The organism is Nocardia jiangxiensis NBRC 101359, assembly GCF_000308615.1.
Taxonomy (GTDB): Bacteria; Actinomycetota; Actinomycetes; order Mycobacteriales; family Mycobacteriaceae; genus Nocardia; species Nocardia jiangxiensis.
This window is the reverse complement of sequence record NZ_BAGB01000169.1, coordinates 115675-140591: the sequence shown is the minus strand read 5'-3', so window position 1 is coordinate 140591 and position 24917 is coordinate 115675. Positions and strand designations below refer to the sequence as shown.

Here is a 24917-nt window from a genome sequence, read left to right as displayed (position 1 = left end):
GGCACAGAGTCCACGGAGTCCGCAGTAGCTCAGGTCCATCGGGCCGCGGCGACAGGAGTGAGCATGACCGCCACCACGGAATCGACGAACGGATCGATCACCGAGCCGTTGCGCTCGCGACGTAACCACTGGAACAACCAGGTACATCGCCATGCGCTGATGACGCCGGGTCGGATCGCGATCAAATACCTGGACTCCGCGACCACCTGGCGCGCACTCGACGAACGGTCCCGGGCGTTCGCCGCCGCACTGCATCGGCGCGGCGTCCGGTTCGGCGATCGCGTGCTGATGGCGCTGCTGAATCGCACCGAGTACATCGAGGCGGTGCTGGGGGCCAACCTGATCGGCGCGATCCCGGTGCCGGTCAATATCCGGATGAGCCCGGCCGAGGTCTCCTATCTCGTCACCGACAGCGGCGCGAAGGTCGTCGTCACCGAGAAAGTGCTGGTGCCGCTGCTGGATGCGGTGCGCGCGGCCACCGGCGCGATCGACACGATGATCGTGGTCGACGGCGACGGGGATCCGGCGCATCTGGACTACGAGGCGCTCGTGGCCGAGGATCCGTCCGATCTGCCCGGGATCGATGTCCCCGAGGACACCGTCGCGGTGATCATGTACACCTCGGGCACCACCGGAAAACCCAAGGGCGCCATGCTCACTCACACCAATCTGCAGGCGCAGGCGGTGACCACGATCAACGCGGCGGTCGGGAGTTCGGACGACGATGTCGCCTCGGTCGTACCGCCCATCTTCCACATCGCCGGTCTCGCGGGGTTCGCGCCGGTCTTCTACCGGGGGATCCGGGCGGTGATTCATCCGCTGGGTGCGTTCGACGCCGACACCATGCTGGACACCCTGGAACGCGAAGGCACGACCTCGGTGTTCATGGTGCCCGCGCAATGGCAGGCGGTGTGCGCGGCGCAGCGCGCCAGACCGCGCGATCTGGCGCTGCGCACGATCAGCTGGGGAGCCGCCCCGGCGTCGGATACCGTGCTCACGGCGATGAACGAGAGCTTCCCGCAGGCGCTCAACATGACCGCGTTCGGCCAGACCGAGATGTCTCCGGTCACCTGCGTTCTGCAAGGCAAGGACGCACTGCGCAAGATCGGTTCGATCGGCAAAGTGGTGCCCGCGGTGACCGCCCGCATCGTCGACCCGATGATGAACGACGTGAAGCCCGGCGAGGTCGGCGAGATCGTCTATCGCGGACCGAATCTGATGAAGGGCTACTGGCAGAACCCGCAGGGCACCGCCGAGGCGTTCCGCGGTGGCTGGTTCCATTCCGGGGATCTGGTTCGCCAGGACGAGGAGGGCTTCCTCTACGTCGTGGACCGCGCCAAGGATATGATCATCTCCGGCGGCGAGAACATCTACTGTGCCGAGGTCGAGAACGTCCTGTACGGGCATCCGAAGATCGCCGAGGCCGCGGTGATCGGTCGCGCACACGAGAAGTGGGGCGAGGTGCCGGTGGCCGTGGTCGTCCTCGCGGACGGGGCCGGTGAGCTGACCCTCGCCGAATTGGGGCCGCACCTCGACGAGAATCTCGCTCGTTTCAAACATCCCAAGGATCTCGTGATCATCGGGGAGCTGCCGCGCAACGCGAGCGGCAAGGTCGTCAAGCCGGAACTGCGCGACGCGTACGGCAGCAAGGACGCCGGTTTGGCCGACTGAGCGGGGAGGATCCGGACTCGGCGTGCTGCGGAGCAAACTTTCCGTCAGCGCGAGTCCAATACTTCCGGTGCGGCCCTCGACTTCGCAGAATGGCTGTCAAGGTCCGGGTCCGTGGGGCTGTGTGTGTTGTGCCCTCGGCATGTCGCATCGGTGCCGCGGGCAGTAGGCGTGAGGTAGCCACGCGCTGATATTCCGTTGCCGTCGAACGGCTTTCGGATATCCGCGGAGTGCGCCCGGCGTCGACACGTTCGTGAGACGAGGAAGTATTGATGACCGCGACGATCAGCGGCGCCGAACTGCGCGCACTACTCGACGACCGGGACCGCGAGGTGGCCCTGCTGGACGTTCGCGCGCCCGCTGCTCGTGCGGCCGGGCATATCGCCGTGAGCAGCGGGTTGCCGCTGCACGACCTGGAACACCGCATCCGGCAGGCGGTTCCGCGCACCGGGACGACCGTCGTGCTGGCCTCCGAGCCCGAACTCGACGAGCAGGCGGCGCACATTCTGACCGGTCTCGGGTACACCGACGTCGCGGTCGTGCGCGACGGGCTGGCGGGCTGGACCGCGGCGGGGGGTCGGCTCTACACCGGCACGAACGTGCGGAGCAAGACGCTCGGCGAGTGGATCGAAAAGCATTTCGGCACAGCGACCGTCGATGCGGACACGGTCGCGCGCTGGCGTGCCGAGGGCGCGGATGTCGTCGTGCTGGACAGCCGCCCGCACTCGGAGTACCTGCACCACCATATTCCGGGCGGATTGGACACCGGCGGCGGCTCGGAGCTGGCTTACCGTGGGCTGCAAGGGATCACGGGCCCGGAGACCACGATCGTGGTCAACTGCGCGGGCCGCACCCGCGGCATCGTCGGGGCGCAATCGCTGATCAACACCGGCATTCCGAATCAGGTGTATTCGCTGCACAACGGCACACCGGCCTGGGGGTGGGCAGGCGGGCGGATCGAGAGCGGTCCGGGAACTCCGCTCGACGCACCGGCGGATGTTCCGGCACACCTGATCGATTGGGCGGCAACGACTCTCGAACGGCTCGGGGTGCGGGTCGTGGACGCGTCGTCGGTCGGCGACGGCTCGCGCACCACCTATTCGATCGATATCCGCACCCCGGAGGAATTCGCTGCCGGTACGGTCGCGGACGCGCGGCACGTTCAGGGCGGGCAGCTGGTGCAGGCGAGCGATGAGCATCTGGCCGTGCTCGATGCCCGCGTTGTGCTCGTCGATACTCCCGACCTGGTCCGCGCCGCCAGTACGGTGCAGTGGCTGCGCTACCTGCACCGAGGGCCGATCGAGGTCGTCGTGGCTCGCCCGGAGATTCTGACGTCGCCCCGGCCGGAATCGCCTACGGTGCCCGAGGTTCCGGAGATCTCCGGGAAAGAACTCGCGGATGAACTCGAATCGAATTCTGCGCCGACGGTATTCGATCTTCGTTCTTCGCGTGAATACGAGCGCGGGCACCTGCCCGGCTCGATCCACGCGCGCCGGGAACACCTCCGGTCCGCAGCGCAGGGGAGAGGCCGGATCGTCCTGGTCGGCGACGAGCTGAACGACAAAACGGCCGATGTGGGCACCGATCTCCAGTCCGGCGGCGGACCAGTGGCGTACCGGCCCCACTTCGCGGCCCGCGACCTGCTCGACGCCGGACATGACGTGCGCGTCGTCCTCGGCGGACCGAGCAGCGTACCGGTGGAGCCGACCAGTGACGACCCGCACTACGCCGGGGAGATCGCCGACCGCGTGGGCCCGCCGCCCTTCGGCCCCGAACGCGATGCCTGGTACCGCGACTACTTCGATTGGGAATACGCGCTGCTGGGGAACTCCGAAGGCGATCGCGACTTCGACTTCGAGGCGAAAAGCTCGTGACCGTCGTCGCGCCGGTCGGCCTTCCCGCCGTCCGGACCCGAACTCGTTCCTACACAGGAGATTCCGGGCGCAGTGTGCGAATCCGGTCCGCCTCGCGGGTGACGTCGCTGGTGGTCCGGGTGGCGGTTCCGGTGTTGCTGATCGTGCTGTGGCAGATCAGTTCGTCGAGCGGCTGGGTCAGCGCCGGTGTGCTGCCCGGCCCGGCCGCCATCCTGGGCGCGTACAAGGAACTGTGGTCCTCCGGCGATCTGCAACAGGCGCTGCCGATCTCACTGCAACGCGCTGGCCTGGGACTGGTGATCGGCGGCGTCGCGGGCTTGGTGCTCGGCGTCGTGGCCGGGCTCTCGGCCACGGCGGAACGGATCTACGACGCGCCGTTGCAGATGATCCGCACGATCCCGTTCATCGCGATGATCCCGCTGTTCGTCGTATGGTTCGGCATCGGTGAGGAATCCAAGGTCGCGCTGATCGTCGGGGCGTCGATCTTTCCCGTCTACCTGAACACCTACCACGCGATCCGCGCGATCGATCCGAAACTGCTCGAGGTGTCGAGAACCTTCGAGATGTCGCGGTGGCAGACGATCCGCCTGGTGGTGGCGCCGATGGCGATGCCGGGAATTCTGGTCGGCTGGCGCTATGCGGCGGCCACCGCGTTGCTGGCGCTCGTCGCGGCGGAACAGATCAACTCCCAGGCGGGGATCGGCTATATCCTCAACACCGCCAACCAGTTTCAGCGCACCGACATCATCATCGCGGGCATCCTGATCTATGCCGTGCTCGGACTCGTCGTGGATGTGATCATGCGCGGCCTCGAGCGTGCACTGCTGCCGTGGAGGGCCACCCATGTCGGCGCCTGAGCTTCTCGATGAGTACGCGGCACCGCCGGATCAGGAGACAGTTGTTCGGCTGCAAGGCATTTCGAAGTCCTACGGTGACCAGGTCATTTTCGATGGCATCGATCTGACCGTCGCGCGCGGTGAATTCGTCGCGCTGCTGGGACCTTCCGGGACGGGTAAGACGACGCTGCTGCGGATCCTCGGTGGGCTCGAGGACGCGACATCCGGTCGGGCAACGATCGCGGAGCGGACCTCGGTGGTCTTCCAGGAGCCGAGACTGATTGCAGCCCAACGTGTCTGGCGCAACGTCGTGCTGGCGGACCGGGGCGGTGCGGCGAGGAAGCGATCGGCTCTCGCGGCCCTGGAAGAGGTCGGGCTCGCGGCGAAGGCTCGCGCTTGGCCCAAGACGCTGTCCGGTGGTGAGGCGCAACGGGTCGGGCTGGCCCGCGCGCTGTATCGATCACCGGAACTGTTGCTCCTGGACGAGCCGTTCGGCGCCCTGGACGCGTTCACCCGGCGCACTGCCCAGGATCTGGTGCTTCGGCTCTGGGCCGAACACCGGCCGGGTGTGCTGCTGGTCACGCACGACATCGAGGAGTCACTCCTGCTGGCCGATCGCGTGATCGTGCTCGGCAACGGCCGCATTCAGGCCGATATCCCGATCCCGGTGGCGCGGCCCCGCGACGCCACCGCGGTCGACTTCAACGACATCAAGCGCGAGGTTCTGCACCGATTGGGTGAGGTCTCGTCGCACGCGAGCCGATGAAAAATTCGGCTCGGCGGTTCTACGGAAAGACAGTATGAAGAAGTTATTCGGAAAACGATTCGTGGTGGCCGTGGTCGCCCTGTTGGCTCTCACCATGGTCGGCGCGTGCGCGGACAACGGATCCGGACGCGTGCGTCTGCGAATCTCGTACCAGGACACCGCGTTTCCTGCCCTGATCCAGGCGTCGGGTGTGCTCTCGGGCACGAAGTACGACGTCGAGTGGAGCAATCTGACCGGCCCGGCGGCCAATCTGCAAGCGCTGTACGGGGGTGCGATCGACCTCGGGCATATGGGCGACACCTCGTTGACCATCGAACAGGCCAATTCCAAGACCACCTGGACGAAACAGAACGCACCGCTCGCGATCGTCGCCGGTTGGCGCAACAACTACGATCCCCGGTACGCGCCGCTGGTCACCGCGGTGCGAACCTCGGCGGGGATCGACACGCCCGCCCAATTGCGCGGGCACAGTTGGGCATACAACTTCGGCGGCTACAACCACGCCCAATACCTGGCGTCACTGGTCAAGGCGGGCACGAGCCCCGGGGACATCCAGCCCAAGCAGTTCACCGACGGCGCGACCGCTGCGGCGGCCTTCAACGACGGGCGCACCGATGTGTACTCCGGATCCCAGGCCGCGATTCTGAGCTCGTTGCAGTCCGGTCAGGCGAAGATTCTGCTCACCGAGCAGGACACCGGAATTCCGGCCCTGGGAGTCTGGACCGCGTCCCGAAAGGCGCTGGCGGACAAGACCAAAGATGGTGCGTTGCAGGACTTCTTCGGCCGGTTGTCCGGATTCTGGAGCTGGTACGACGCCCACCCCGACGCGGCGAAGGCGATCATCGAGAAGCAGTTGAAGGTGGGCGAGGCCAGAGCCGAATTCGAATATCACGTCCGCAGCGGATCGTTCTGGAATTTCGACGCGAATCTGATTGCGCAGGAACAACAGGTCGCCGTGACGCTGCATGCGGGCGGAGTGATTCCGAAACTGCCCGACGACGTCGGCATCGGGTTCGACCCCCGGTACAACCAAGCGCAGAAGGCGATCGGCTCACTGGCCGCGGAGGCGCAGAAGTGAGCGCCGGATTCGCCGAATCCCTTCGCGGACAAGCATCTTCCGGGACCCCTCGGCAACTCCACCTGAACGTCAACGTGAACAGCTCCGGTCGGCATCCGGCTTCGTGGCAGGTCCAGCCGGATCCGCTCGGATTCCTGAATCCGGACTACTTCGAGGAGATCGGCCGCCTGGCCGAACGCGGACGCCTGGACGCGGTCTTCTTCAGCGACGGATTCGACTACGGCGCACCGGCGGTGGCGCGGCCGTGGCAGTCGCTCGATCCGTTCATCCCGCTGACGGCGGTGGCCCGGGTCACCGAACATGTGGGCCTGGTGGCCACGGTGTCCTCCAGCTTCCAGCATCCGTACAACATCGCCCGGGTCGTCGCCTCGCTCGATCAGATCTCCGGTGGGCGGGCGGCGTGGAATGTGGTCGCGACGCGGTCGCCGCAGGCGGCGCCGCTGTTCGGTCTCGACGCACTCGCCGGCCATGACGACCGGTACGCCCGCGCGGCGGAGGCCGTGGAAGTGGTGCTCGCCCTGTGGAACTCGTGGGATCGCGATGCGTTGATCGCCGACCGGAAGTCCGGAAAATTCGCCGACGTGGACCGAATTCACCCGATCGCACACCGCGGCGAACACTTCACCGTGAGCGGCGCGCTGAATGTGCCGCGCTCGCCACAGGGCCGTCCGGTGCTGTTGCAGGCCGGGGGATCCGCGCAGGGCATCGCGCTGGCCGCGCGGTACGCCGATGCCGTGTTCTCCGTCGCGCACACGCTCGAGGGTGCTCAGGAGTTCTACCGCGACGTCAAGCAGCAGGCGCTGGCCCACGGCCGCCGCGACGATCAGGTGGTGATCCTGCCCGGACTGTTTCCGATCCTGGGTTCCACCGAACGCGAGGCCCGTGAGCGCAAACAGTGGCTCGACGACGTGGCCGGATTCGACCGCGAACTCGAATCACTCAGCACCACACTCGGTCTCGAGCCCGGGGACCTGCACCTGGACCGGCAGCTGCCGTGGGATCTCCTCGACCGCACGACGGTGAACTCCAGCCAGGGCTTCGCCGCCGCGATCCTCGACCTCGCCCGCCGCGACGAGTTGACCGTGCGTGAGCTGCTGGAGCGCAACCCCAATGGACACCGCAGCATCGTCGGCACGCCCGAACAGGTCGCGGACAGTATCGAGAAGTGGTTCGTCGGCCGGGCCGCCGACGGCTTCAACCTGAATGTCGATTTCTTCCCGGACGGCCTGGCCGCGATCGTCGACCAACTGGTCCCCGAACTACAGCGCCGCGGCATCTTCCGCACCGAGTACTCCGGCACGACCCTGCGAAGCAACCTCGGACTCGAGGAACCCTCCTGAAGGGGCCGCGCGCGGTCGGACTCCTATGCCGAACTCGCGGCGGAACCCGAGCCGCCGCGACGCAGATCCAGCGCCAGCTGGAAGTCGAAGCGGTCGCTCCACTGGGACAGATCGCCCCCGGTGAGTTCCTCGACCCGGCGGATCCGGCAGCGCAGGGTGTTGACGTGCAGGTGGCGCTGCGCGGCCACGGTCCGCCAGGTGCTCGGCGGCACCGGTCATTCTGCCGCCCAGAACCCGCCGTGAGCGCGGGCGGCCTCCTCCGCGAGCAGCGGGCCGACCACCTCGATCTGCCGTTGCCCGCGCGCGAACACTTCGCGGCACGGCAACGCCATGGTGAGGTTGTCGGGATGGGATCCGGTGAGCCGCAACAGGTCCTGTTCTGCGAGGCCGAACACCACCCGGCCGATGCCGCACCAGTAGATCGCCCCGGCGCACATCGCGCACGGCTCGGTGCTGGTGTACAGAGTTGTGCCGCGCAGGAATTCCGGTGTGTAGGCGTGCCCGGCCAGCCGCACCAGATTCGTCTCGGCGTGACCGGTGCAGTCGTGGTCGGTGACCACGGTGTTCTTCGCCTCCGACAGCACCGTCCCATCGGGGCCGGCGAGCACGGCGCCGAAGGGGTGGTTGCCGTCTGCGACCGCCTCCGCGGACAGGCGGATGGCGTGGCGCAGGTGCTCGAGATCGCGGGCGGCCGTGGGGGTCTCGGAGGGTGGCGGTGATCCGGCTGGCGCGGACACGGAGACTCCTTTCAGAGCGGCTGATGAGCACAGTGGGAGAGGCCGACGGTAGCAGTCGCCGCACCCCGATACGAGCACACCGCGTCCGAAGCGGCGCGGCCGCCGACCGTCCGCGGCGGGCGAGACTATCCGGGGGCGAGGGTCCGGGACCTGGTGATGACGCGTAGCAGTGTGTTGTAGGCGGGGCGTTCGACCCAGGCGGTCAGACCCCAACCGAGCAGACCGGCGGCCAGGACGGCGCCGGTGACCCATATCCAGGAAGGGCAGCCGAGTCGGGCGAGGCGATCCTCGAGCAGGTACCCGATGCTCTGGTGCATCAGATAGATGCCGTAGGAACGGGCCGCGATCCAACGCACCGGGGTCACGAACACGGCCGGGAGGGGCCAGTCGGGGCCGCGGGCGGCCAGGCACATCAGCGCCAGACCGACGCCGACGAGTGCGACGGAAGTCACCGGCGGATGCACCTTCTCGGCGACCAGCACCGCGGCCAGCAACAGCGCCAGATGCACCGTGCCCAGGCGTCGGCTCGCCCAGCGCTGCACGGCGACTCCCGCGACGAGCAGATGAGCCATGCACAGCCCGCTGCCCTCCAGCGCGACCACCAGCCACACCGACGGATGATCGCCCATCCAGATCTCCCGGATCACCACCGGAACCAGCACCACGGCCCACAGGATCGGCATCACCGCGCGACCGCCCACCCGCCGAGAGGCCAGCAGCGCCATGGCGGTGAACCCGGCGACCTGCACCGGCAGCGTCCACCAGGACAGGTCGATGTACGCCACATTCGGCAGCAGCTGCTGCATCAGGAACAGATTGCCCACCAGATCGGTCCACCGCAGCTGGTGCAGGCTGAACTCGGCGGGGCTCAACAGTTTGACGACCGCGAACACCACGACCACGGCCACCAGATAGGCGGGCAGCAGCCGCGCGAACCGCCGAGCCAGCCAGCGCCCCGGTGGGTTGCGCCGGAGCGTCACGGCGGCGAAATATCCGGAAACCATGATCAGGATCGATGCGCCGCAGGTATGGGTCCACGCGTGCGGAAGTTCCGGGATCCCGGGTTCGGTCGTGGGCCCCAGATATGTGTCGTGGAACAACACGATCTCGATCAGGGCCAGCACGCGAATCACGTCCCAGCTGACCCGCCGTCCGGAGGAGGCGGGGGCGGCGGAACCGGTGTCGGATACGGGCGGCGTCACGGCATGCACCGCCGAGGCCGTGTCGGTCACCGGCCGCCGTCGCATCCGTTTCTCACCTCATCGCGTCATCGTGGTCGACCGGACTCGGCCGTGGCGTTGATGTGTCACGATGCCCGATCCGAGACCGATTCGGCAACATCGCGGTTCGGTGGGCACACTGCCACACCGATACCGCGGGCGCGGGTGCGGCCTCAGCCCTGGGCCGCGGCGATCAACCGCTGGTGCAGCCAGCTCAGAGCGGTGGCGCCGCTGGAGTCGACCCCGTATCGGGGGTAGCTCTGGTGGATTCCGGACTTCAGGAAGTCGTCGATCTGCTTCTTGCGCTGGTTGTACTCGGCGTTGGTGATCTGATTGTTCAGCAGGCCCAGACCGCCGGCGGCCAGCGCATCGTTGAGCAGGGTGGAGACCTCCTGCTGATAGGTCCCGAGCTGGGCCGGGTCCGGATTCGACAGCTGCACCAGCAACCCGCCGATCCGACCGGCGAAGTCGCCGTTGGGCATCGAGCAGTACAGATCGCCCGCGGCGCAGAAGGTGTAGGTCCTGGGGCCGACCCAGCCGAAGCCGCCGGCTCGCGGACCGCTGGCGCCCGCGCCCGGGACGGGCGGGCCGATCAGCTGGTCGGTCGGGGACCGGCGCGGATCGGCGATCAGTCCAACCAGCGACACCCGATTCGCCGGCACGACACCGAGGCCGGTGCCGATCGAGGCGGCCACGTCACCGGCGGCGTCCGCGCCCTGGCTGTACCCCAGCAGCGCGAATCGCGTTGCGCCACAGCGTTGCGCCATCGCGCCGATCATGCCGCGGGTGCGGTTGACGGCTTCCTGCTTGGAGCGACCGTAGACGTCCCCTTCCCAAGGGAACGCGGTGGCCGCGTAGTTGACGTAGTCGGTCCGGACGTTGCCCGGCAGATTGTTCGTCACGGAGGCGAGCATCCCCTTGCCCGGATCCTTGTCCGAGGTCTCCCAGGTCCCGGGGACCGCGACGACATACAGGCTGGGGCAGGCCGAGGGGGCAGCCTCCGCGGTGGATCTCACGCCGAGGGGGAGGGCGGCGGTCACCACGGCCGCAGCGCTCGCGACGGTGGCCTTCCAACGAGAATGCATCGGATACTCCGGGGGGTCACGGCCGACATCCCGTCGGACCGATGTGCAGCTACTGTGAGAGTGTAAGAGGCCGATGAAAATAGCGCAGGATTAGCCGATTGCTACTCGTGTGCCGTGGGGATCGTCGGTCGGCTCGCAGGTCCGGCTCAGCTGCCGCACAGGGTTCCTCGGCACGATCGACCTCGTGCTCATTTCAGTATCGATGCTCCTGCTTGTGGTGGCGCTCGCCGGGCTTATCGCGCGTTCGACGAACTCCCGGCGGCAGCCGGTGATCGTGGCTGGCGCATTTGCGCCGTGGCTGATGGCCGCGGCCGCGCCCGCGGCGGTGCTGGCCGCGGTGGCGCAGGAGTGGGTGGCGGTCCTGGTGAGCGTCGTCGTGCTCGGCGTCGCCGCGGGCACGCAGTGGCCGCTGTACCGGGAACGGTGGCGTCGGCGACCGCCCGCTACAGGGCCCGCGGTGCGCGTGATGCAGGCCAATATCCTCGTCGGCCAGGCGGATCCGGATTCGATCGCGGCGACCGTCGATCGGCTGGGAATCGAGATCCTGACGATCTGCGAGGTGACGCCGCAAGGGCTGGACCGGATCATGGCCTCCCGCCTGCCGGAACTGCTGCCCTACCACTACTGCAGCACCGGCGAAGTCGGTGACGGCACCGGAATCTGGAGTCGCTACCCGCTGTCGGAAACCTGTCGGCACGACGGCTTCGTCACCGAACTGCTCTCTGCCGCAGTCGATCTGCCCGACGGCGGGTCCGTCCTGGTATTCGCCGTGCACCCCGTGCCGCCGTGGCCGCGCGATCCCGCAGACTGGCTGCGGGAGCTGGAACTGTTGCGGCAGTTGCTGGCCAAGGTTCCGGCCGACGCCGGACCGGTGGTGGTGGCAGGGGATTTCAACGCCACCACCGATCACCGTCCCTACCGCGCCCTGCTCGACGGGCCCTACCGCGACGCCGCGGTGTCGACCGGATCGGGCTTCCTGCCCACCTACGCCGCCGACCGCTGGTATCCGCCGGTCATCGCGATCGACCACATCCTCCTGCGCGACGCCGAACCGAACGAGGTGCACACCGTTGCCCTCCCAGGCTCCGACCACCGCGGCATCTGGGCGGCGATCACCCTGCACCGCTGAGCGGATTCCGGACCGGCGTGCGGTGTGGCGTCCGGATCCGTCCAGGTCCGGACGCCACACTGGGGCGGACAAGCCCGGACATCAGCCGATCGGTGAAAAGGGGAGCAGCTCATGACGGAGGAAGTGCACCAAACCGGAACTCGTGCCCCGATCGTCACGGCGACGGACGGTTCGGCAGTGTCCTACCAGGCGGTGGCCTGGGCCGCTGCCGCTGCGGCGCTACACGATTGCCCACTGGATACGGTCGCGTCGGTGGGATTTCAGGGGGCTTACGGCCCGGTGCCGTACCTGACCGCCGAGGCGATCGAGCAGATGCGCGAGAGCGGTGAGCAGATCATGGCCGAGGCGGTGCGGATCGCGTCGGAGGTGACCGCCGCGGACTCCGTCGAGATCCGCTCCGAGGTGACGTTCGATCCCATCATCGCCACACTGATCACCCACTCGCGCACCGCCCGCGCCCTGGTGGTCGGCAGCCGCGGCAGGGGCACGATCCAGCGCGCGCTGCTCGGTTCGGTGAGCTGGGCCATGATTCACCACGCGCACTGCCCCGTCGTGGTGGTGAGTTCGAGCGCGGGCACCGATCCGGTCTCCGCGCGCAAACCGGTTCTGGTCGGTGTCGACGGGAGCGTGAACAATGTGCCCGCTGTCGCCCTCGCCTTCCGGGAGGCGGCGCTGCGGGGGGTGGGCCTGACAGCATTGCGGTGCTGGAGCGACTCGACCGATATCGAACCACCGCTCGCAGCATGGGAACCGGTGCGGGAGAAGGAATTCGCGCTGCTCCTGGAAGATCTCGCGGTGCACCGCGAACGTCATCCGGAAGTTCCGGTGCACGGCGTGGTCGTCCGCGATCAGCCCGCGCGTGCGCTGCTGGCCGAATCCGACAGTGCGCAGTTGGTCGTCGTCGGCAGTCGCGGCCGAGGCGGATTTGCCGGGATGCTGCTCGGATCGACCAGCCGGGCCCTGGTGCAGTCGGTGGAATGCCCGATCGTCGTCGTGCGCGAGCCGGGGGTCGCGACCGCGGACGAATAGCTCCGGTCGGAACGACGGGCCGGATCGCCGCGGACGGGCATGATGGTCGTTGTCTCCCGCGGTGGTTGCCCGCCGCGGGCGGCGCGGAATTGGTCGGGCGCCGGCCCGACCGGTAGTTCACCGGAGGTAGGTCCGCGGGGCCGACAGGGCTGTCGGCACCCGGGAGGGAGCAGTTCGATGTCGATCGCCATCACCGAAGACCATGTCGCGCTTGCCGATACGGCCGCGAAGTTCCTGCGCAGGCGGGAGGCGCGTGGTGCCGGGCGGGCGTTGCTGGAGGCCGAGGACGAGACGCTGCCGCGGTTCTGGGACGAGGTTCCCGGCCTGGGCTGGCTGGGTCTGCACCTGCCCGAGGAGTACGGCGGGTCCGGGTACACGCTCGAGGAGTTGGTGCTCGTCGTGGCCGAACTGGGCACCGCGATCGCGCCGGGGCCGTTCGTGCCGACCGTGATCGCGAGTGCGTTCATCGCCGCTGCGGCAGAACCGAATACGCGGGACAAGCTGCTGCCCGGCCTGGCCGACGGTTCCACGACCGCGGCCGTGGCCACCACCGCGGGCCTGAGCATCGACGACGATGCGGTGAGCGGTTCGGTGGTGGTACTCGGCGGCGGGCTGGCCCGATTGCTGGTCCTGACAGCCGGGGACGACGTCGCGATCGTCGAGCTCGGTGACGGCGTGCAGGTGAAGACGCCGCAGAATCTCGATCCGACCCGCCGCTCGGCGCGCGTCACCCTCGACCGCGCGCCCGCGATCGTGGTGCCGGGTGCGGCACGCACGCTCCTGGACCTGCAACGGGTGATCCTGTCGGCGGAGGCGGCGGGCGTCGCCGCCGAGGCGACGCGGCTGGCCGCCGAATACGCCGAGAACCGGATCCAATTCGGCCGTCCGATCGCGATGTACCAGGCGGTGAAGCACCACTGCGCCAATATGGCCGTGGTCAGCGAGATGGCGGCCTCGGCGGTCTGGGACGCCGCGCGCGCGGCCCGCACCGGTGGCGATCAGCTCTCCTACGCCGCGGCGGTCGCGGCCGTGATCGCCGCTCCCGCAGCCGATTTCTGTGCCAATCACATGACCCAGGTGCACGGCGGCATCGCCATCACCTGGGAGCACGACGCGCACCTGTTCATGCGGCGCGCTACGGCGCTCAATCACGTGGTGGCTCCGGCGCGGGCGAGCGCCGATCTGGTCGACCTGACCCGCCGGGGCATTTCGCGGGCGAAGGCGTTCGAACTGCCGCCCGAGGCCGAGCCGGTGCGTGCGCGGGTGCGTGAATTCGCCCGCGAGACAGCCGATCTGCCCGCGGACGAACAGCGGACGAAGCTGATCGAGTCCGGCTACGTGATGCCGCACTGGCCCGAACCTTTCGGCCGCGGTGCGGGTGCGATCGAGCAGTTGGTGATCGAGCAGGAGTTCGCCGCGGCCGGGGTGACGCGTCCGTCCTACGGCATCACCGCGTGGAATGTGCTCACCATCATCCAGCACGGCAATCCGGATCAGCTCGAGCGCTGGGTGCGGCCCGCGCTCGATCAGGAGGTCGTGTGGTGTCAGCTGTTCAGTGAGCCCGAGGCCGGTTCGGACGCCGCGGGCATCAAGACCCGCGCGACGCGCGTGGACGGCGGCTGGCTGGTCAACGGCCAGAAGGTGTGGACCTCCGGCGCGCACCTGGCCGGAATGGGCTTCGCCACCGTGCGCACCGATCCCGACGTGCCCAAACATCAGGGCATCACGATGATGGCGATCGATATGCACGCAACGGGCGTGCAGGTGCGTCCGCTGAAGATGACCACGGGGAATTCGGAATTCAACGAGGTGTTCCTGACCGATGTGTTCGTGCCCGACGCCGATGTCGTCGGCCCGGTCGGCGGCGGCTGGACGGTCGCGCGCGCCACGCTCGGTAACGAGAGCGTCAGCATCGGCAGCGGTGGCTCCGGGGTGCTGAGTTTTCCGGGCAGCGCCTTGGTTCCGCTGTTCGATGCCACCCCCGATCGCCTCACCGGGGGTGCTGTGCGCATCGGCCGGTACATCGCCGAGCAGCAGGCGGTCGACCTGCTCAATCTGCGCGCGGCCGAGCGCGCCGTCACGGGCGCCGGACCCGGTCCCGAAGGGGCGATGGCCAAGCTCATCGTGTCGGAACTGGGCCACGAGTCGGCCGCCATCGTGAGCGAATTGCTCGGCGAGGACGGGTTGTTCATGGACGGCTTCGCGGCGACGGGGAACGTGATGGTGCTCATGCATCGCGCGATGTCGATCGCGGGCGGCACCTCGGAGATCAAGCGCAATCAGATCGGTGAGCGCATCCTCGGTCTGCCCCGTGACCCGCTGCTGAAATAGCCCGGGACGCGTCATCTAAAATTTCCAACTCGGAAATATTGCGAGATTGGAAAGTTTCCTCGACCATGGAGACGTGACGTCGCAGGGGCCACCGGGATTGCGTGAGCGCAAGAAGCAGGCGACCCGTGCGGCGTTGAGTCAGGCCGCATGGTCGCTGATGCTGGAGCAGGGTCTCAAGGCGGTGAGCCCGGAGAGCGTCGCCGAGATCGTCGGCGTCTCCGGGCGCACCTTCCGCAATTACTTCTTCTCGGTCGAAGAGGCCATCGTCGAGGCATCGGTGCGACACGTCGGATCGATGGCCGACGCGCTACGTGCCAGGCCGACACACGAGTCGGCCTGGGACGCGCTCGCCGCCGTCCTGCCCGACCTCGTCGCGACCATGGTGAGCAGCCGCGCCGACGTGGCGATGCTGCTGCGGGCCGGGCGGGACAATCCATCGATTCTGGCCGCCCATCTGACCTCGATCGACCGCATCGCGCGGGAGTTGACCCAGGCCGTCGCGGATCGCATGGGCACCGACCCCGAGCAGGACCTGTCCACCCGGCTGCTGGCCGCCGCGGCCGGGGTGACGGTACGCACCTCGCTGGAGGTGTGGTCCGCGGGCGATGGTTCGACCGACCTGTCGGATGTGGTCCGGGCCGGTCTCGCGCAGTTGCGCGCCGGTGTTCCGCGGGGCGGCATCGCGATGACCGGCTGACTCTTCTACCCCGTGGGGCGGACCGGGCTTCCGGTGCCGCGCGGGCTCGTTCGTGCACTGATCGATATGAGTAATCGCTGATAGTGAGGAAGATCGATGACCAGTACCGTCCACTCCGCCCCGCAGCTGCCGTTCGATCGCCCCAACGCGTTGGAGGTCGCGCCGCGGTATGCGGAGTTGCGCCGGCAGGCACCGGTGACCCGGGTGCTGAGTCCGGCGGGGGATCCGGCCTGGCTGGCGATGGGATACGCGGAGGTCAGGCAGATTCTGGGCGACCCGCGGTTCGGTCGCAGACATCCCACGCCGGAGACGGCGGCCAAGGTATCGCAGGCGGCCATCGCTGGCGGGCCGAGAGGGGATTACAACACCGAAACTCGTGATCACCAGCGCATGCGCAAGATGCTGGTGCCCGCGTTCTCCGCGCGGCGGATGGCCCGGCTCACCGAGCGGATCCAGGAGCTGACCGCCCGCTGCCTGGACGATATGCAGGCGTTGCGCGACGCCGATCCGAACACGCCGGTGGACCTGGACAAGGTGCTGGCATTTCCGTTGCCCGCCTTGGTGATCAGTGAATTGCTCGGGGTGCCGCCGGAGGATCGGGGGTTGTTCGGTGAGCTGTCCAAGCGGATGACCGCGATGTACGACGGCGCGGACGCGTGGGCCGCGCGGGCGGAACTCGAGGAGTACACCGCCGGGCTGGCCGCGGCCAAACGTGCGAATCCCGGCCCGGACGTGATCTCCGACGTGGTCGCCATGCAGCAGGACGATCCGACCTTCACCGACACCGACGTGGCCGAGCTGGCCGCGGGGCTGTTGTTCGCCGGGCACGAAACCACTTCCGGCCGAATCAGTTTCGGCGTGCTGTGGCTGCTGTCCGATGCGAGCCGGCGGGCGGCGTTCGCGGCCGATCCGGACGGGCGGGTCCAGCCCACGGTGGAGGAGATTCTGCGGCTGGCCGCGCCCTCGGCCGGTCCGGGTCTGCTGCGGTACGCGCGCGAGGACGTCGAGATCGGCGGGGTCACCATCGCCGCGGGCGAGTTGGTGCTGCTCAACACCGACTCCGCCAACCGCGACGAGTCGGTCTACGCCGACCCGTGGGAATTCCGAACCGATCGAAAGCCCAACGCCCACTTGACCTTCGGGCACGGCATGCACGTGTGCATCGGCGCCAACCTGGCGCGGACCGAGCTGCGGATCGTCTTCCCCGCGCTGTTCCACCGGTTCCCCGGGCTGCGCCTGGCCGTCGGTCTGGACGAGCTCGAACTCCAGTCACAGCGCGTCACCGGTGGTGTGGACCGGGTTCCCGTGCTGTGGTGAGTGTGGCGTTCCTCGCCCTCACCAGCGCCGTCGCCTGATCACCGATAGCGGTCCTGCAGCTTTCGCTTGACGAGTTTCCCCGTGGGGGTGCGGGGAAGCTCGTCGACGAAGTCGACACCGCGGGGGACTTTGTAGTGCGCGATCCGGTCCCGCAGGAAGGTACGCAATTCCTCGGCGAGTTCGGGGGAGGCGGTGATGCCGGGCGCCGGTTGGACCACCGCCTGCACCGATTCGCCCATCTCGGCATCCGGGATCCCGATCACCGCGGAGTCGAATACCTTGGGGTGCAACGCAAGTGCGTCCTCGATCTCCTGCGGGTAGATGTTCACCCCGCCGGAGATGATCATGAACGCCTTGCGGTCGGTGAGGAACAGGAATCCCTCGTCGTCGATGTAACCGACGTCGCCGGTGGTCGACCAGGCCGGGTGCTGCGGGTGGGTCGCCTCCGCGGTCTTGCCCGGATCGTTGTGATAGGCGAAGGGCATCTCGTCGCGTTCGAAGTAGATGGTGCCGACCTCACCGACGGCGAGATCGCGGCCGTCCTCCCCGCAGATGTGGATGACGCCCAGCGCGGCCTTCCCGACCGAACCCGGTCTGCGCAGCCACTGTTCGCTGTCGATCATGGTGACGCCGATACTTTCGGTCGCCGCGTAGTACTCGTACAGGACCGGGCCCCACCACTCGATCATGGCCTGTTTCACCTCGACCGGGCAGGGCGCGGCGGCGTGTATGGCCACTCGCAGGCTGGACACGTCGTACTTCGAGCGCACGGCGTCGTCGAGTTTGAGCATCCGCACGAACATGGTCGGCACCCACTGGCTGTGCGTCACGCGGTGGCGTTCGATCGTGGCCAGCGCCTCGCGGGCGTCGAACTTCTTCATCATCACCACGGTGCCGCCGAGTGCCTGGACCGTGGCGCAGAACCGCAGCGGCGCAGCGTGATACAGGGGTGCGGGGGACAGGTAGACGGTCTCGGTGTCGAAGCCGTACATCGGCCCGAAGACCTGCGTGACATCGGTCGGCTGATCGACCTGGTGATCGCGAAGCGGCGGTTTGATGCCCTTGGGGCGGCCCGTCGTCCCCGAGGAATACAGCATGTCCATGCCCGCGGGCTGCGAGGCCAGCGGTTCGGGAGAGCTGCCCGCGAGTGCGTCCTCGTACGAGTCGTAGCCCTCGACCGGGCCCCGGTAGGACAGGCGGATGGTCACCGCCGGGGTGTCGGGCACGATCTTCGCTGCCGCATCCGCCAGATGCGCCGAGACGACCAGGGCTTTCGCGCCGCAGTCGTTCACGATGTATGCGATCTCGGCCGCGGACAGATGACTGTTGACGGCAGTGAAGTAGAGACCGGTTCGCATTGCCGCCCAATAGACTTCGAACGTCCTGGGGTCGTTGTCGGTCAGCAGGGCGATATGGTCGCCGCGCCGCAGACCGGCGGCGTCCAGGTAGCGCGCCAGGCGCGCGGATTGCTCCTCCAGTTCGCGGTAGGTCACCACCTCCGTAGTGCCCGCGACGATGACGGCGGGCTTCTCCGGAAAATGTGCGGCATGGGCACCCGGGTACATGCGACCTCCTGAACTCACTGGACAGCGACCGATCGATCGGGTCGCGCCGATCGCGAGGTTACCTGTTCGCAACGCCACCCGGGCCCGCTCTGCGTGCTGTACCCAGCTCGCGTGACTGGCGGCGAGGTGGCGTGGGATCGGCTACACCTCGGCGGTCTCGGTGTGCAGGCCCTCGACCGCGCGCAGCACGTCGGTGAAGTCGATCAGTATCGTCAGCGACGATTCGGACAGGCCGTCGAGGTTTCGGGCCAGCCGTCGAATCCGCCTGTCGTGCAACGCTTCCAGGAGTGCGCCGTCCTGGCGGCGCTGCCATGTCTCGGGCTCCCGGTCGCCTCGCCCGCGAATGCCTCGTGCCCGCTTGCGCCTGCTGATCGGGATGAGTGTGTTCACGCTCACATGCTAGGGCGCGAACGCCCGCACCATGACCATGATCGAAATATTCGCGGACCGGTGTGCACCGGACCTGCAGCGATACCGTCTGATCGGTTCGAAGTCGATGGCGTCGGCGGGATCGTGCTAGTCGCCGGTCCAGTCGGGCAGGAATTTCTTCACGTCGACGTCCTGGAAAGGCGCGCGGATGAAGCGATCGCGTAGATCCCAGGGGACCGTGCAGTCGAAGATCGTCTTGGTGGAGATGCCGTGATCGACGTTGGTCCACAGGAAGTCCGGGGCGGCGGAGGGGTCCAGGGGGTGGCAGCGGACGCCGGGGATGGGCACGATCGAGCGTTCGGCCTGGAATCGGGTCGTCATGGCCCACATGACATCGTCGGTGTCGAAGATGTCCACGTCGTCGTCGACCAGGATGATGTGTTTCATCTCCGGGAAGGCGACTCAGGTCGGTCTCGTACGCGCGGGTCGGCTCGGCGGCCTTGGACACGATCAGATGCGTCTCGAAACCCAACTCGCGCAAGACATCCAGAGCGCGCACGGCGTAGACGACGTCCGTCGCTCCCGTCACGCCGACGATGATTCGTTCGGGACTCGTGGTGGTCGATGCAAGCTCCCTGGACCGATCGACTGCTGGACGACGACGTTCTAGTTGCTAACTATTCACTGAAGTCTGTGTTCGAGGTGGAGGTGACGCTGGAGCGAGCGGGGCATCTGCGTGCGTGTACTGGCGTGATCGTGTCATGGATACCACACGCAATCCCGTAGCGCCCCCGAAATGGCAACCTCTTGGCTATCGCCATGGGGCTGGCAAGTACTGCGGCGCGGGCACTAGAGAGGCATAGATTCAGCAATCTCTCGGCAAGGATTCCTCTGCTCCCGTGACACGGCCGAACCACGTAGTGGACCACGTAGTAGTCACGGTGTCGCCGGAAACCGTTGCCCGGCAATCTGTCCTGGAGACGTGATCCTGCACACAGCGGGGCGATCGAAAGGATATCCATGACAATTGCGACAGCAGAGCCGGACGCCCCCGCCACCGATCGTGGCGCCGTCTATCTCGAACGTGCCCGCAAGGTCGCGGAGCTGGTCGAAGCCGAGGCCGACGCGATCGAAGAACAGGCGACGATCACCGATGCCGTCTTCCGTGCACTCGCCGAGGCGGGCCTGTTCTGGATTCTGGTTCCGGAGGAGTACGGCGGCGCCGGACTCGACATCGTGAGCGCATTCAAGGTGGTCCAGGAGATCTCGCGCGCCGACGGCTCCACCGGCTGGGCGTTCATGGCCAACGCGTGCAGCACCGGCGTGGCCGTGGGATTCATGAACCAGGTCGGTGCGCGGGAAATGTTCGACGGTCCGGACCGGGGCATCACCGCGGGCATGATCCTGCCGACGGGCTCCGCGGTCCGCGTCGACGGCGGCTACCGCGTCACCGGTAAGTACCAGTTCGCCAGTGGATCGGCGCACGCGTCCTGGATCGGCGCGGGATTCGTCGTGCACGACGCCGACGGGAACCCGATCGTCGACGCCACCGGCACACCCGACTGCCGGATCGGCTTCCTCCCGCGCGCGGAAGTCGAATTCCTCGGCAACTGGAATGTGATGGGCATGGTGGGCACCGGTTCCTACGACTACAAGGTCGAGGACCGTTTCATCCCGGACAAATTCACCATGGAGACCTTCTCGACCGTCCCGACCCGTCCCGAGTCGGTCTACGAACTCGGGTTGCTGGGCATCGGCGTCGGCGGTCACGCACCGGTCGCGCTGGGTCTCGCGGAACGCGCGTTGCAGGAGATCGCCGGAATCGTCGCGGCCAAGCAGCGGCCCGGATATGCCACGGTGGTCGGCGATTCCGAGCTGTTCCAGCTGGATTTCGCCCGGCACGAGGCGCTGTATCGCGCCGCGCGGGCCTATGTCTACGAGGCATACGGCGATGCGGAGGCGACCGCCGCGGCGGGCGGGACGATCTCCGACGAGCAGCGTGCGCGCATGCGGCAGACGGCCACCTGGGCACAGGAGGTCGCCGGTGAGGTGGTGACCTTCGCGCATCGCTGGGCAGGTAGCGCCACCGTGCGCAACCCCAGCGCCCTGGGCCGGTGCGTCCGGGACGCGGCGGTTGCCACCCAGCACGCGCTGGTCGACCGGATGACGCTGGTCGAGGCCGCTCGCGCCATCGTCCCGGCCTACCAGCGCTGACATTTTCGAACCGCACCCGCCGTCTTTGACGGCGGGCAGAAAGGAATCCATCATGGGTCAGTTGGAGGGCAAAGTCGCCCTGGTGACCGGAGCCGCACGCGGCCAGGGACGTTCGCACGCGATCCGGCTCGCGCAGGAGGGTGCGGACATCATCGCGCTCGACATCTGCGGCGAGATCGCCAGCACCGCGTATCACGGGTCCACGGTCGAGGACCTGGACGAGACGGCGCGTGCGGTGGAGAAGACCGGACGCCGGGTGCGCACCGAAGTCGCCGATGTGCGCGATCTTTCGGCGCTGGAGCGTGCGGTCGCCGCGGGCATCGACGAATTCGGTCGCCTGGACACCGTCGTGGCCAACGCCGGGATCTTCTCCTCTGCGCCGTTGCACGAGTTGACCGAAGACCAATGGCAGGAGATGGTCGACATCAACCTGACCGGTGTGTGGAAGACCATGCGCGTCACCGTGCCGCGTCTGATCGAGCAGGGGCAGGGCGGGTCGATCGTCCTGATCAGCTCCACCGGTGGGCTACAGGGTTTCCCGAATTTCGCGCACTATGTCGCGGCCAAGCACGGGGTGACGGGCCTGGCCCGCACCGCCGCGAACGAGCTTGCGCCGCACAAGATTCGGTGTAACTCGGTGCACCCCTCGTCGGTGCTCACGGACATGATCGACCACGAGGCGATGTATCGACTGTTCCGGCCGGATCTGGACAAGCCGACGCATGAGGACTTCCGGGACGCCTGCCAGGCGGGGATGAACCTGCTGCCGATCCCGTGGCTGGAGCCGGTCGACATCTCCAACGCGGTCGTCTGGCTGGCATCGGATGCGTCGCGTTACGTCACGGGCGTCGCGTTGCCGGTGGATGCCGGAGCGATGTCCAAGGTCTAGCCGACACCCGATGTGACGCCGGTTGTTCCGGGCCTTCGGTTGGACGAGGCCCGGAAACAACTACAGCCGTTCGATGCCGTGTGCGGTGAGTTCGCCTCGACGTTCCAGGCCGAGTTTGCGCAGCACGTGTTCGACGTGGCCCTCGACCGTTCGGGTGGACAGCACGAGTTTTTCGGCGATCTGCTTGTTCGTCATGCCCTGGGCCAGCCATTCGGCAACCTCGCGCTCCCTCGGACTCAGCAGTTCGTCCTGGGCGTGCACGGTTCGGAGGCGGTGCTCGGAGCGGGGCTGATCTGGGCGAGCAGAACTCTCCGACGAGGATTCCGCCGAGACGAAGTCGAGCAGATCCGACATCGACATCGACTGACCCTTCTCCCAGTTCCGATCGAAGGTCCGGCGCTCACAGTGTGTCCGCGCGGTGTGGATCGCCCTCTCGCGCAACGCGATCCACCCTTCCGAACCGTAGAGCTGCTGACCGATCGCGCCCCACATCGACGAGGCCGCACCGAGGAGTACCGCGGCATGGGCCGCGGAGCCGAGTTCGGCCAGGGACCAGCCGAGGAGTTCGGTGAGCAGCGTCGTGCCGACGGCGTCGCCGAACTGCTGCTGGATCCGGATGCCGGACAGCGCGAACGCTCGCGCCTGCGCGAAGTCTCCTTCGCGCAGTGCCACCAGACCCAGGCCGTAGGTGGCATAGGAGTGGAACCACTGCTCGCCCACGGCCGCGGTATCTTCGTGCACCGTCCGGAACAACGTTCGCGCCTCGTCGATTTCGGCGGTGGCGCTGAACAGCATTCCCTGGTGGATCCGGAGCATGGCGATCCGGTCGGCCGGCGAGCCGTGCCTGGTGTATCCCGATGCCGCCTGGGCCATACTCGCCCGCGCGGTGTCGAAGTCACCGGCGAACAGCGCGCGCAGGCCGTCGAGATGGGTGAGCACCGTGGTCAGTGCGTCATCGCTCTCGGCGGTGGCGATGCTGCGCGCCCGGTGCAGCGAGTACCTCGCCGATTCCCGGTCGCCCTGTAGGACCTGTACCAAGGCGAGAACGGCGAGCAGGTGACCTTTCGTCGCGGCGCGCACGGCGGGTAGATCGATGATTCGGGTGAGCCACATCCGGTGCTCTCGCACCGAGATGCCGCACGCCCACAGGAACATCGCCGAACCCAGCGCTTCGGCCACATCCTGCACCGCCGAGTGGTCGTGGGGGTCGGAGATGACCGCCTCGAGGGCGGCGCGAATATTGCCGCGGTTGCGGTCGATCGCCATCACGTGACGTACCTGATCCGCGCTGTGCCATCCCGACGTCGTCGCGCGAACAGCGCTCACGCACCATCGCAGCAGTCTCGCGTTCAGCTCGTTGCGTTCCTGCAGTGCCAGTCGGTCCTGCCCGTACTCGCGCACCGATTCGAGCATCTGGAAACGGACGTGCCGATCGCATTCCTCCCGGCGCACAACCGATTTGGCCACCAGCGCCGCGATCGAGTCGATGATCACCTCGGTCGGTAGCTCCTCGTCCGTGCACACCTGCACGGCCATCGACAGATCGAAACCGTCGGTGAACACCGACAGCCGTGCCCACAGCCGCCGCTCCTGCGGTGTGCACAATTCGTAGCTCCAGTCCATGGTGGCGTGCAGGCTCCGGTGGCGCGGACATCGCGTCCGGGAGCCGACGGCCAGCACCGATACCCGGTGGTCCAGCAGTTCGGACAGGTCGTCGATCGAGAAGACCGTCAGGCGCGCGCAGGCGAGTTCGATCGCCAGCGGCAGGCCGTCGAGGCGGTCACAGATGCGTTCGATCGTGGCGATATCGTCGCCGCGCACTTCGAAGCCGGACAGGACCGCGGCGGCGCGTGCGGTGAAAAGCTCTACCGCGCCGCCGGTTTGGCCGCGGGTGGGCAGTGGCGAGAGGTTGAAGACGTATTCGCCGGGTATCGACAGATACTCCCGGGTAGTGGTGACGACGCGCAGCACGGATGTCGACTCGAGCAGCCGGGTGACCAATCGTGCGGCCGCGTCGATGACGTGTTCGCAGTTGTCGAGCACCAGGAGCATCCGGCGATTGCGCAGGTATTCGACCAGAGTCTCCTCGGGAAGCCGGTCGTGTGCGTCGCGATTCTCCAGGGCCAATCCGTCGCAGACGACCTGAGCGAGCATGCCCGGAGTCCGCACGGCGGTGAAATCGACGAACCGCACGCCGTCCGGGAAGGCGCGCCGGAATTCGTATGCGGCCTGGATCGCGAGGCGGGTCTTTCCGATGCCGCCGGGTCCGACGACGCTGACGAGCCGGTGTTCGCCGAGCAGCCGGCGCAATTCGCGCAACTCGACCCGTCGGCCCACGAACGTGGTGGCCGGGGCGGGGACGCCCGCGGCCACCCGATGCGAGGATTGTCGCGCGGCTTCGAGTTCGGCGCGGATCTGTTTCACCTTGCGGGCGAGCAGGGTTCGCGATCGCTGCCAGTGCACGCGGCGGGACAGGTCCGCGATCGAGATCTCCGGGTCCGCGACGATCAGCTCGCGCAGTTGCGCCTCGACGTCGTCGGTGACGCTGCCGCTCCGGCGGCGGTGATCCTCGGGCGGGCTGTCCAGGGACAGAGCCCGCCGCACCGTATTGCGCGACATCCCGAGCCGCAGCGCGATCCCTTTGATCGATTCGCCATCGCCATGACACCGGCGGATCTCGGACCACTCGTCGACGTTCATAATCCTCCACCAACTACTGAGACGTGGATCACTGTCCAATGTATGGCGTCGGTTCGCAAGCGATGGGGTCAGG

21 protein-coding genes are annotated in these 24917 nt (G+C 67.6%); 13 read left to right on the top strand and 8 right to left on the bottom strand.

What is annotated here, in order from left to right:
- Positions 1–63: 63 nt before the first annotated feature.
- The 6 genes from fadD5 to ON40_RS42860 all read left to right on the top strand — a co-directional run bounded on the left by fadD5 (position 64) and on the right by ON40_RS42860 (position 7562).
- A complete protein-coding gene (gene fadD5 / locus ON40_RS42885; RefSeq protein ID WP_040831479.1) occupies positions 64–1671 on the top strand; it encodes a fatty-acid--CoA ligase FadD5 in 1608 nt (535 codons plus the stop codon).
- A 269-nt stretch (positions 1672–1940) separates the two neighbouring features.
- Positions 1941–3542 (top strand): rhodanese-like domain-containing protein, encoded by a 1602-nt coding sequence (locus ON40_RS42880; RefSeq protein WP_040831478.1) that lies wholly within the window; start codon positions 1941–1943, stop codon positions 3540–3542.
- 74 nt (positions 3543–3616) lie between these two features.
- Complete coding sequence (locus tag ON40_RS42875) at positions 3617–4399, top strand: ABC transporter permease (RefSeq protein ID WP_245568244.1); 783 nt, start codon at positions 3617–3619, stop codon at positions 4397–4399.
- The gene (locus ON40_RS42870) at positions 4386–5144 is read left to right on the top strand and encodes an ABC transporter ATP-binding protein (RefSeq protein WP_040831476.1); all 759 of its coding nucleotides are present in this window, start codon (positions 4386–4388) and stop codon (positions 5142–5144) included. Before ON40_RS42875 ends, ON40_RS42870 begins: the two co-directional genes overlap by 14 nt.
- Before the next feature lie 34 nt (positions 5145–5178).
- On the top strand, positions 5179–6222 hold the full coding sequence (locus tag ON40_RS42865) for a type 2 periplasmic-binding domain-containing protein (RefSeq protein WP_040831475.1): 1044 nt from the start codon (positions 5179–5181) through the stop codon (positions 6220–6222).
- On the top strand, positions 6219–7562 hold the full coding sequence (locus tag ON40_RS42860; RefSeq protein WP_051194468.1) for an LLM class flavin-dependent oxidoreductase: 1344 nt from the start codon (positions 6219–6221) through the stop codon (positions 7560–7562). The genes ON40_RS42865 and ON40_RS42860 overlap by 4 nt, the downstream gene beginning before the upstream one ends.
- A 23-nt stretch (positions 7563–7585) precedes the next feature.
- On the opposite strand, the gene ON40_RS50905 is transcribed toward ON40_RS42860, so the two are convergent.
- The 4 genes from ON40_RS50905 to ON40_RS42840 form a co-directional block, all read right to left on the bottom strand.
- Complete coding sequence (locus ON40_RS50905; protein ID WP_083896369.1) at positions 7586–7774, bottom strand: helix-turn-helix domain-containing protein; 189 nt, start codon at positions 7772–7774, stop codon at positions 7586–7588.
- A gap of 3 nt (positions 7775–7777) precedes the next feature.
- The gene (locus tag ON40_RS42850) at positions 7778–8299 is read right to left on the bottom strand and encodes a nucleoside deaminase (protein WP_051194467.1); all 522 of its coding nucleotides are present in this window, start codon (positions 8297–8299) and stop codon (positions 7778–7780) included.
- 125 nt (positions 8300–8424) lie between these two features.
- On the bottom strand, positions 8425–9546 hold the full coding sequence (locus ON40_RS55280; protein ID WP_051194466.1) for an acyltransferase family protein: 1122 nt from the start codon (positions 9544–9546) through the stop codon (positions 8425–8427).
- Positions 9547–9692: 146 nt separating this feature from the next.
- Positions 9693–10604: a cutinase family protein gene (locus ON40_RS42840; protein ID WP_040831474.1), complete on the bottom strand. Its 912-nt coding sequence runs from the start codon at positions 10602–10604 to the stop codon at positions 9693–9695.
- A gap of 184 nt (positions 10605–10788) precedes the next feature.
- Between ON40_RS42840 and ON40_RS42835 the strand changes: the two genes are divergently transcribed.
- From ON40_RS42835 to ON40_RS42815, 5 genes are all read left to right on the top strand, one after another.
- Positions 10789–11733, top strand: coding sequence for an endonuclease/exonuclease/phosphatase family protein (locus ON40_RS42835; protein WP_157186794.1), 945 nt, complete (start codon positions 10789–10791; stop codon positions 11731–11733).
- Positions 11734–11844: 111 nt separating this feature from the next.
- Positions 11845–12762, top strand: coding sequence for a universal stress protein (locus ON40_RS42830; RefSeq protein WP_040831473.1), 918 nt, complete (start codon positions 11845–11847; stop codon positions 12760–12762).
- Between the two features lie 177 nt (positions 12763–12939).
- Positions 12940–15093 carry an acyl-CoA dehydrogenase family protein gene (locus tag ON40_RS42825; protein ID WP_040831472.1) on the top strand — a complete coding sequence of 718 codons (2154 nt, stop codon included), beginning with the start codon at positions 12940–12942 and terminating at the stop codon, positions 15091–15093.
- Positions 15094–15166: 73 nt separating this feature from the next.
- Positions 15167–15790 (top strand): TetR/AcrR family transcriptional regulator, encoded by a 624-nt coding sequence (locus ON40_RS42820; RefSeq protein ID WP_040831471.1) that lies wholly within the window; start codon positions 15167–15169, stop codon positions 15788–15790.
- A 96-nt stretch (positions 15791–15886) separates the two neighbouring features.
- On the top strand, positions 15887–17107 hold the full coding sequence (locus tag ON40_RS42815) for a cytochrome P450 (protein ID WP_040831470.1): 1221 nt from the start codon (positions 15887–15889) through the stop codon (positions 17105–17107).
- A 38-nt stretch (positions 17108–17145) separates the two neighbouring features.
- Here ON40_RS42815 and ON40_RS42810 read toward each other — a convergent pair whose 3' ends face one another.
- The 3 genes from ON40_RS42810 to ON40_RS54145 form a co-directional block, all read right to left on the bottom strand.
- A complete protein-coding gene (locus tag ON40_RS42810; protein WP_040831469.1) occupies positions 17146–18672 on the bottom strand; it encodes an acyl-CoA synthetase in 1527 nt (508 codons plus the stop codon).
- A gap of 141 nt (positions 18673–18813) precedes the next feature.
- Positions 18814–19062, bottom strand: a complete 249-nt coding sequence (locus tag ON40_RS54150) for a hypothetical protein (RefSeq protein WP_157186793.1) — start codon at positions 19060–19062, stop codon at positions 18814–18816.
- A gap of 126 nt (positions 19063–19188) precedes the next feature.
- On the bottom strand, positions 19189–19488 hold the full coding sequence (locus ON40_RS54145) for a UbiD family decarboxylase domain-containing protein (protein ID WP_051194463.1): 300 nt from the start codon (positions 19486–19488) through the stop codon (positions 19189–19191).
- A gap of 573 nt (positions 19489–20061) precedes the next feature.
- Between ON40_RS54145 and ON40_RS42795 the strand changes: the two genes are divergently transcribed.
- Both ON40_RS42795 and ON40_RS42790 read left to right on the top strand, forming a co-directional pair.
- On the top strand, positions 20062–21255 hold the full coding sequence (locus tag ON40_RS42795) for an acyl-CoA dehydrogenase family protein (RefSeq protein ID WP_040831467.1): 1194 nt from the start codon (positions 20062–20064) through the stop codon (positions 21253–21255).
- Positions 21256–21307: 52 nt separating this feature from the next.
- Entirely contained in the window at positions 21308–22144 is an 837-nt protein-coding gene (locus ON40_RS42790) for a mycofactocin-coupled SDR family oxidoreductase (RefSeq protein ID WP_040831512.1), read from the top strand.
- A 60-nt stretch (positions 22145–22204) separates the two neighbouring features.
- Here the strand turns inward: ON40_RS42790 and ON40_RS42785 are convergent, their stop codons facing one another.
- Positions 22205–24844 (bottom strand): ATP-binding protein, encoded by a 2640-nt coding sequence (locus ON40_RS42785; RefSeq protein WP_040831466.1) that lies wholly within the window; start codon positions 24842–24844, stop codon positions 22205–22207.
- Positions 24845–24917: the final 73 nt, after the last annotated feature.

Excerpts from the sequence above, each read along its gene's own strand:
- ON40_RS42840 (WP_040831474.1), bottom strand. The coding sequence starts at position 10,604 with ATGCATTCTCGTTGGAAGGCCACCGTCGCGAGCGCTGCGGCCGTGGTG.
- ON40_RS42795 (WP_040831467.1), top strand. The coding sequence starts at position 20,062 with ATGACAATTGCGACAGCAGAGCCGGACGCCCCCGCCACCGATCGTGGC.
- ON40_RS54145 (WP_051194463.1), bottom strand. The coding sequence starts at position 19,488 with ATGAAACACATCATCCTGGTCGACGACGACGTGGACATCTTCGACACC.
- ON40_RS42825 (WP_040831472.1), top strand. The coding sequence starts at position 12,940 with ATGTCGATCGCCATCACCGAAGACCATGTCGCGCTTGCCGATACGGCC.
- ON40_RS42785 (WP_040831466.1), bottom strand. The coding sequence starts at position 24,844 with ATGAACGTCGACGAGTGGTCCGAGATCCGCCGGTGTCATGGCGATGGC.
- ON40_RS42815 (WP_040831470.1), top strand. The coding sequence starts at position 15,887 with ATGACCAGTACCGTCCACTCCGCCCCGCAGCTGCCGTTCGATCGCCCC.
- ON40_RS55280 (WP_051194466.1), bottom strand. The coding sequence starts at position 9,546 with ATGCGACGGCGGCCGGTGACCGACACGGCCTCGGCGGTGCATGCCGTG.
- ON40_RS42870 (WP_040831476.1), top strand. The coding sequence starts at position 4,386 with ATGTCGGCGCCTGAGCTTCTCGATGAGTACGCGGCACCGCCGGATCAG.
- fadD5 (WP_040831479.1), top strand. The coding sequence starts at position 64 with ATGACCGCCACCACGGAATCGACGAACGGATCGATCACCGAGCCGTTG.
- ON40_RS42830 (WP_040831473.1), top strand. The coding sequence starts at position 11,845 with ATGACGGAGGAAGTGCACCAAACCGGAACTCGTGCCCCGATCGTCACG.
- ON40_RS42810 (WP_040831469.1), bottom strand. The coding sequence starts at position 18,672 with ATGTACCCGGGTGCCCATGCCGCACATTTTCCGGAGAAGCCCGCCGTC.
- ON40_RS42790 (WP_040831512.1), top strand. The coding sequence starts at position 21,308 with ATGGGTCAGTTGGAGGGCAAAGTCGCCCTGGTGACCGGAGCCGCACGC.
- ON40_RS42880 (WP_040831478.1), top strand. The coding sequence starts at position 1,941 with ATGACCGCGACGATCAGCGGCGCCGAACTGCGCGCACTACTCGACGAC.
- ON40_RS42865 (WP_040831475.1), top strand. The coding sequence starts at position 5,179 with ATGAAGAAGTTATTCGGAAAACGATTCGTGGTGGCCGTGGTCGCCCTG.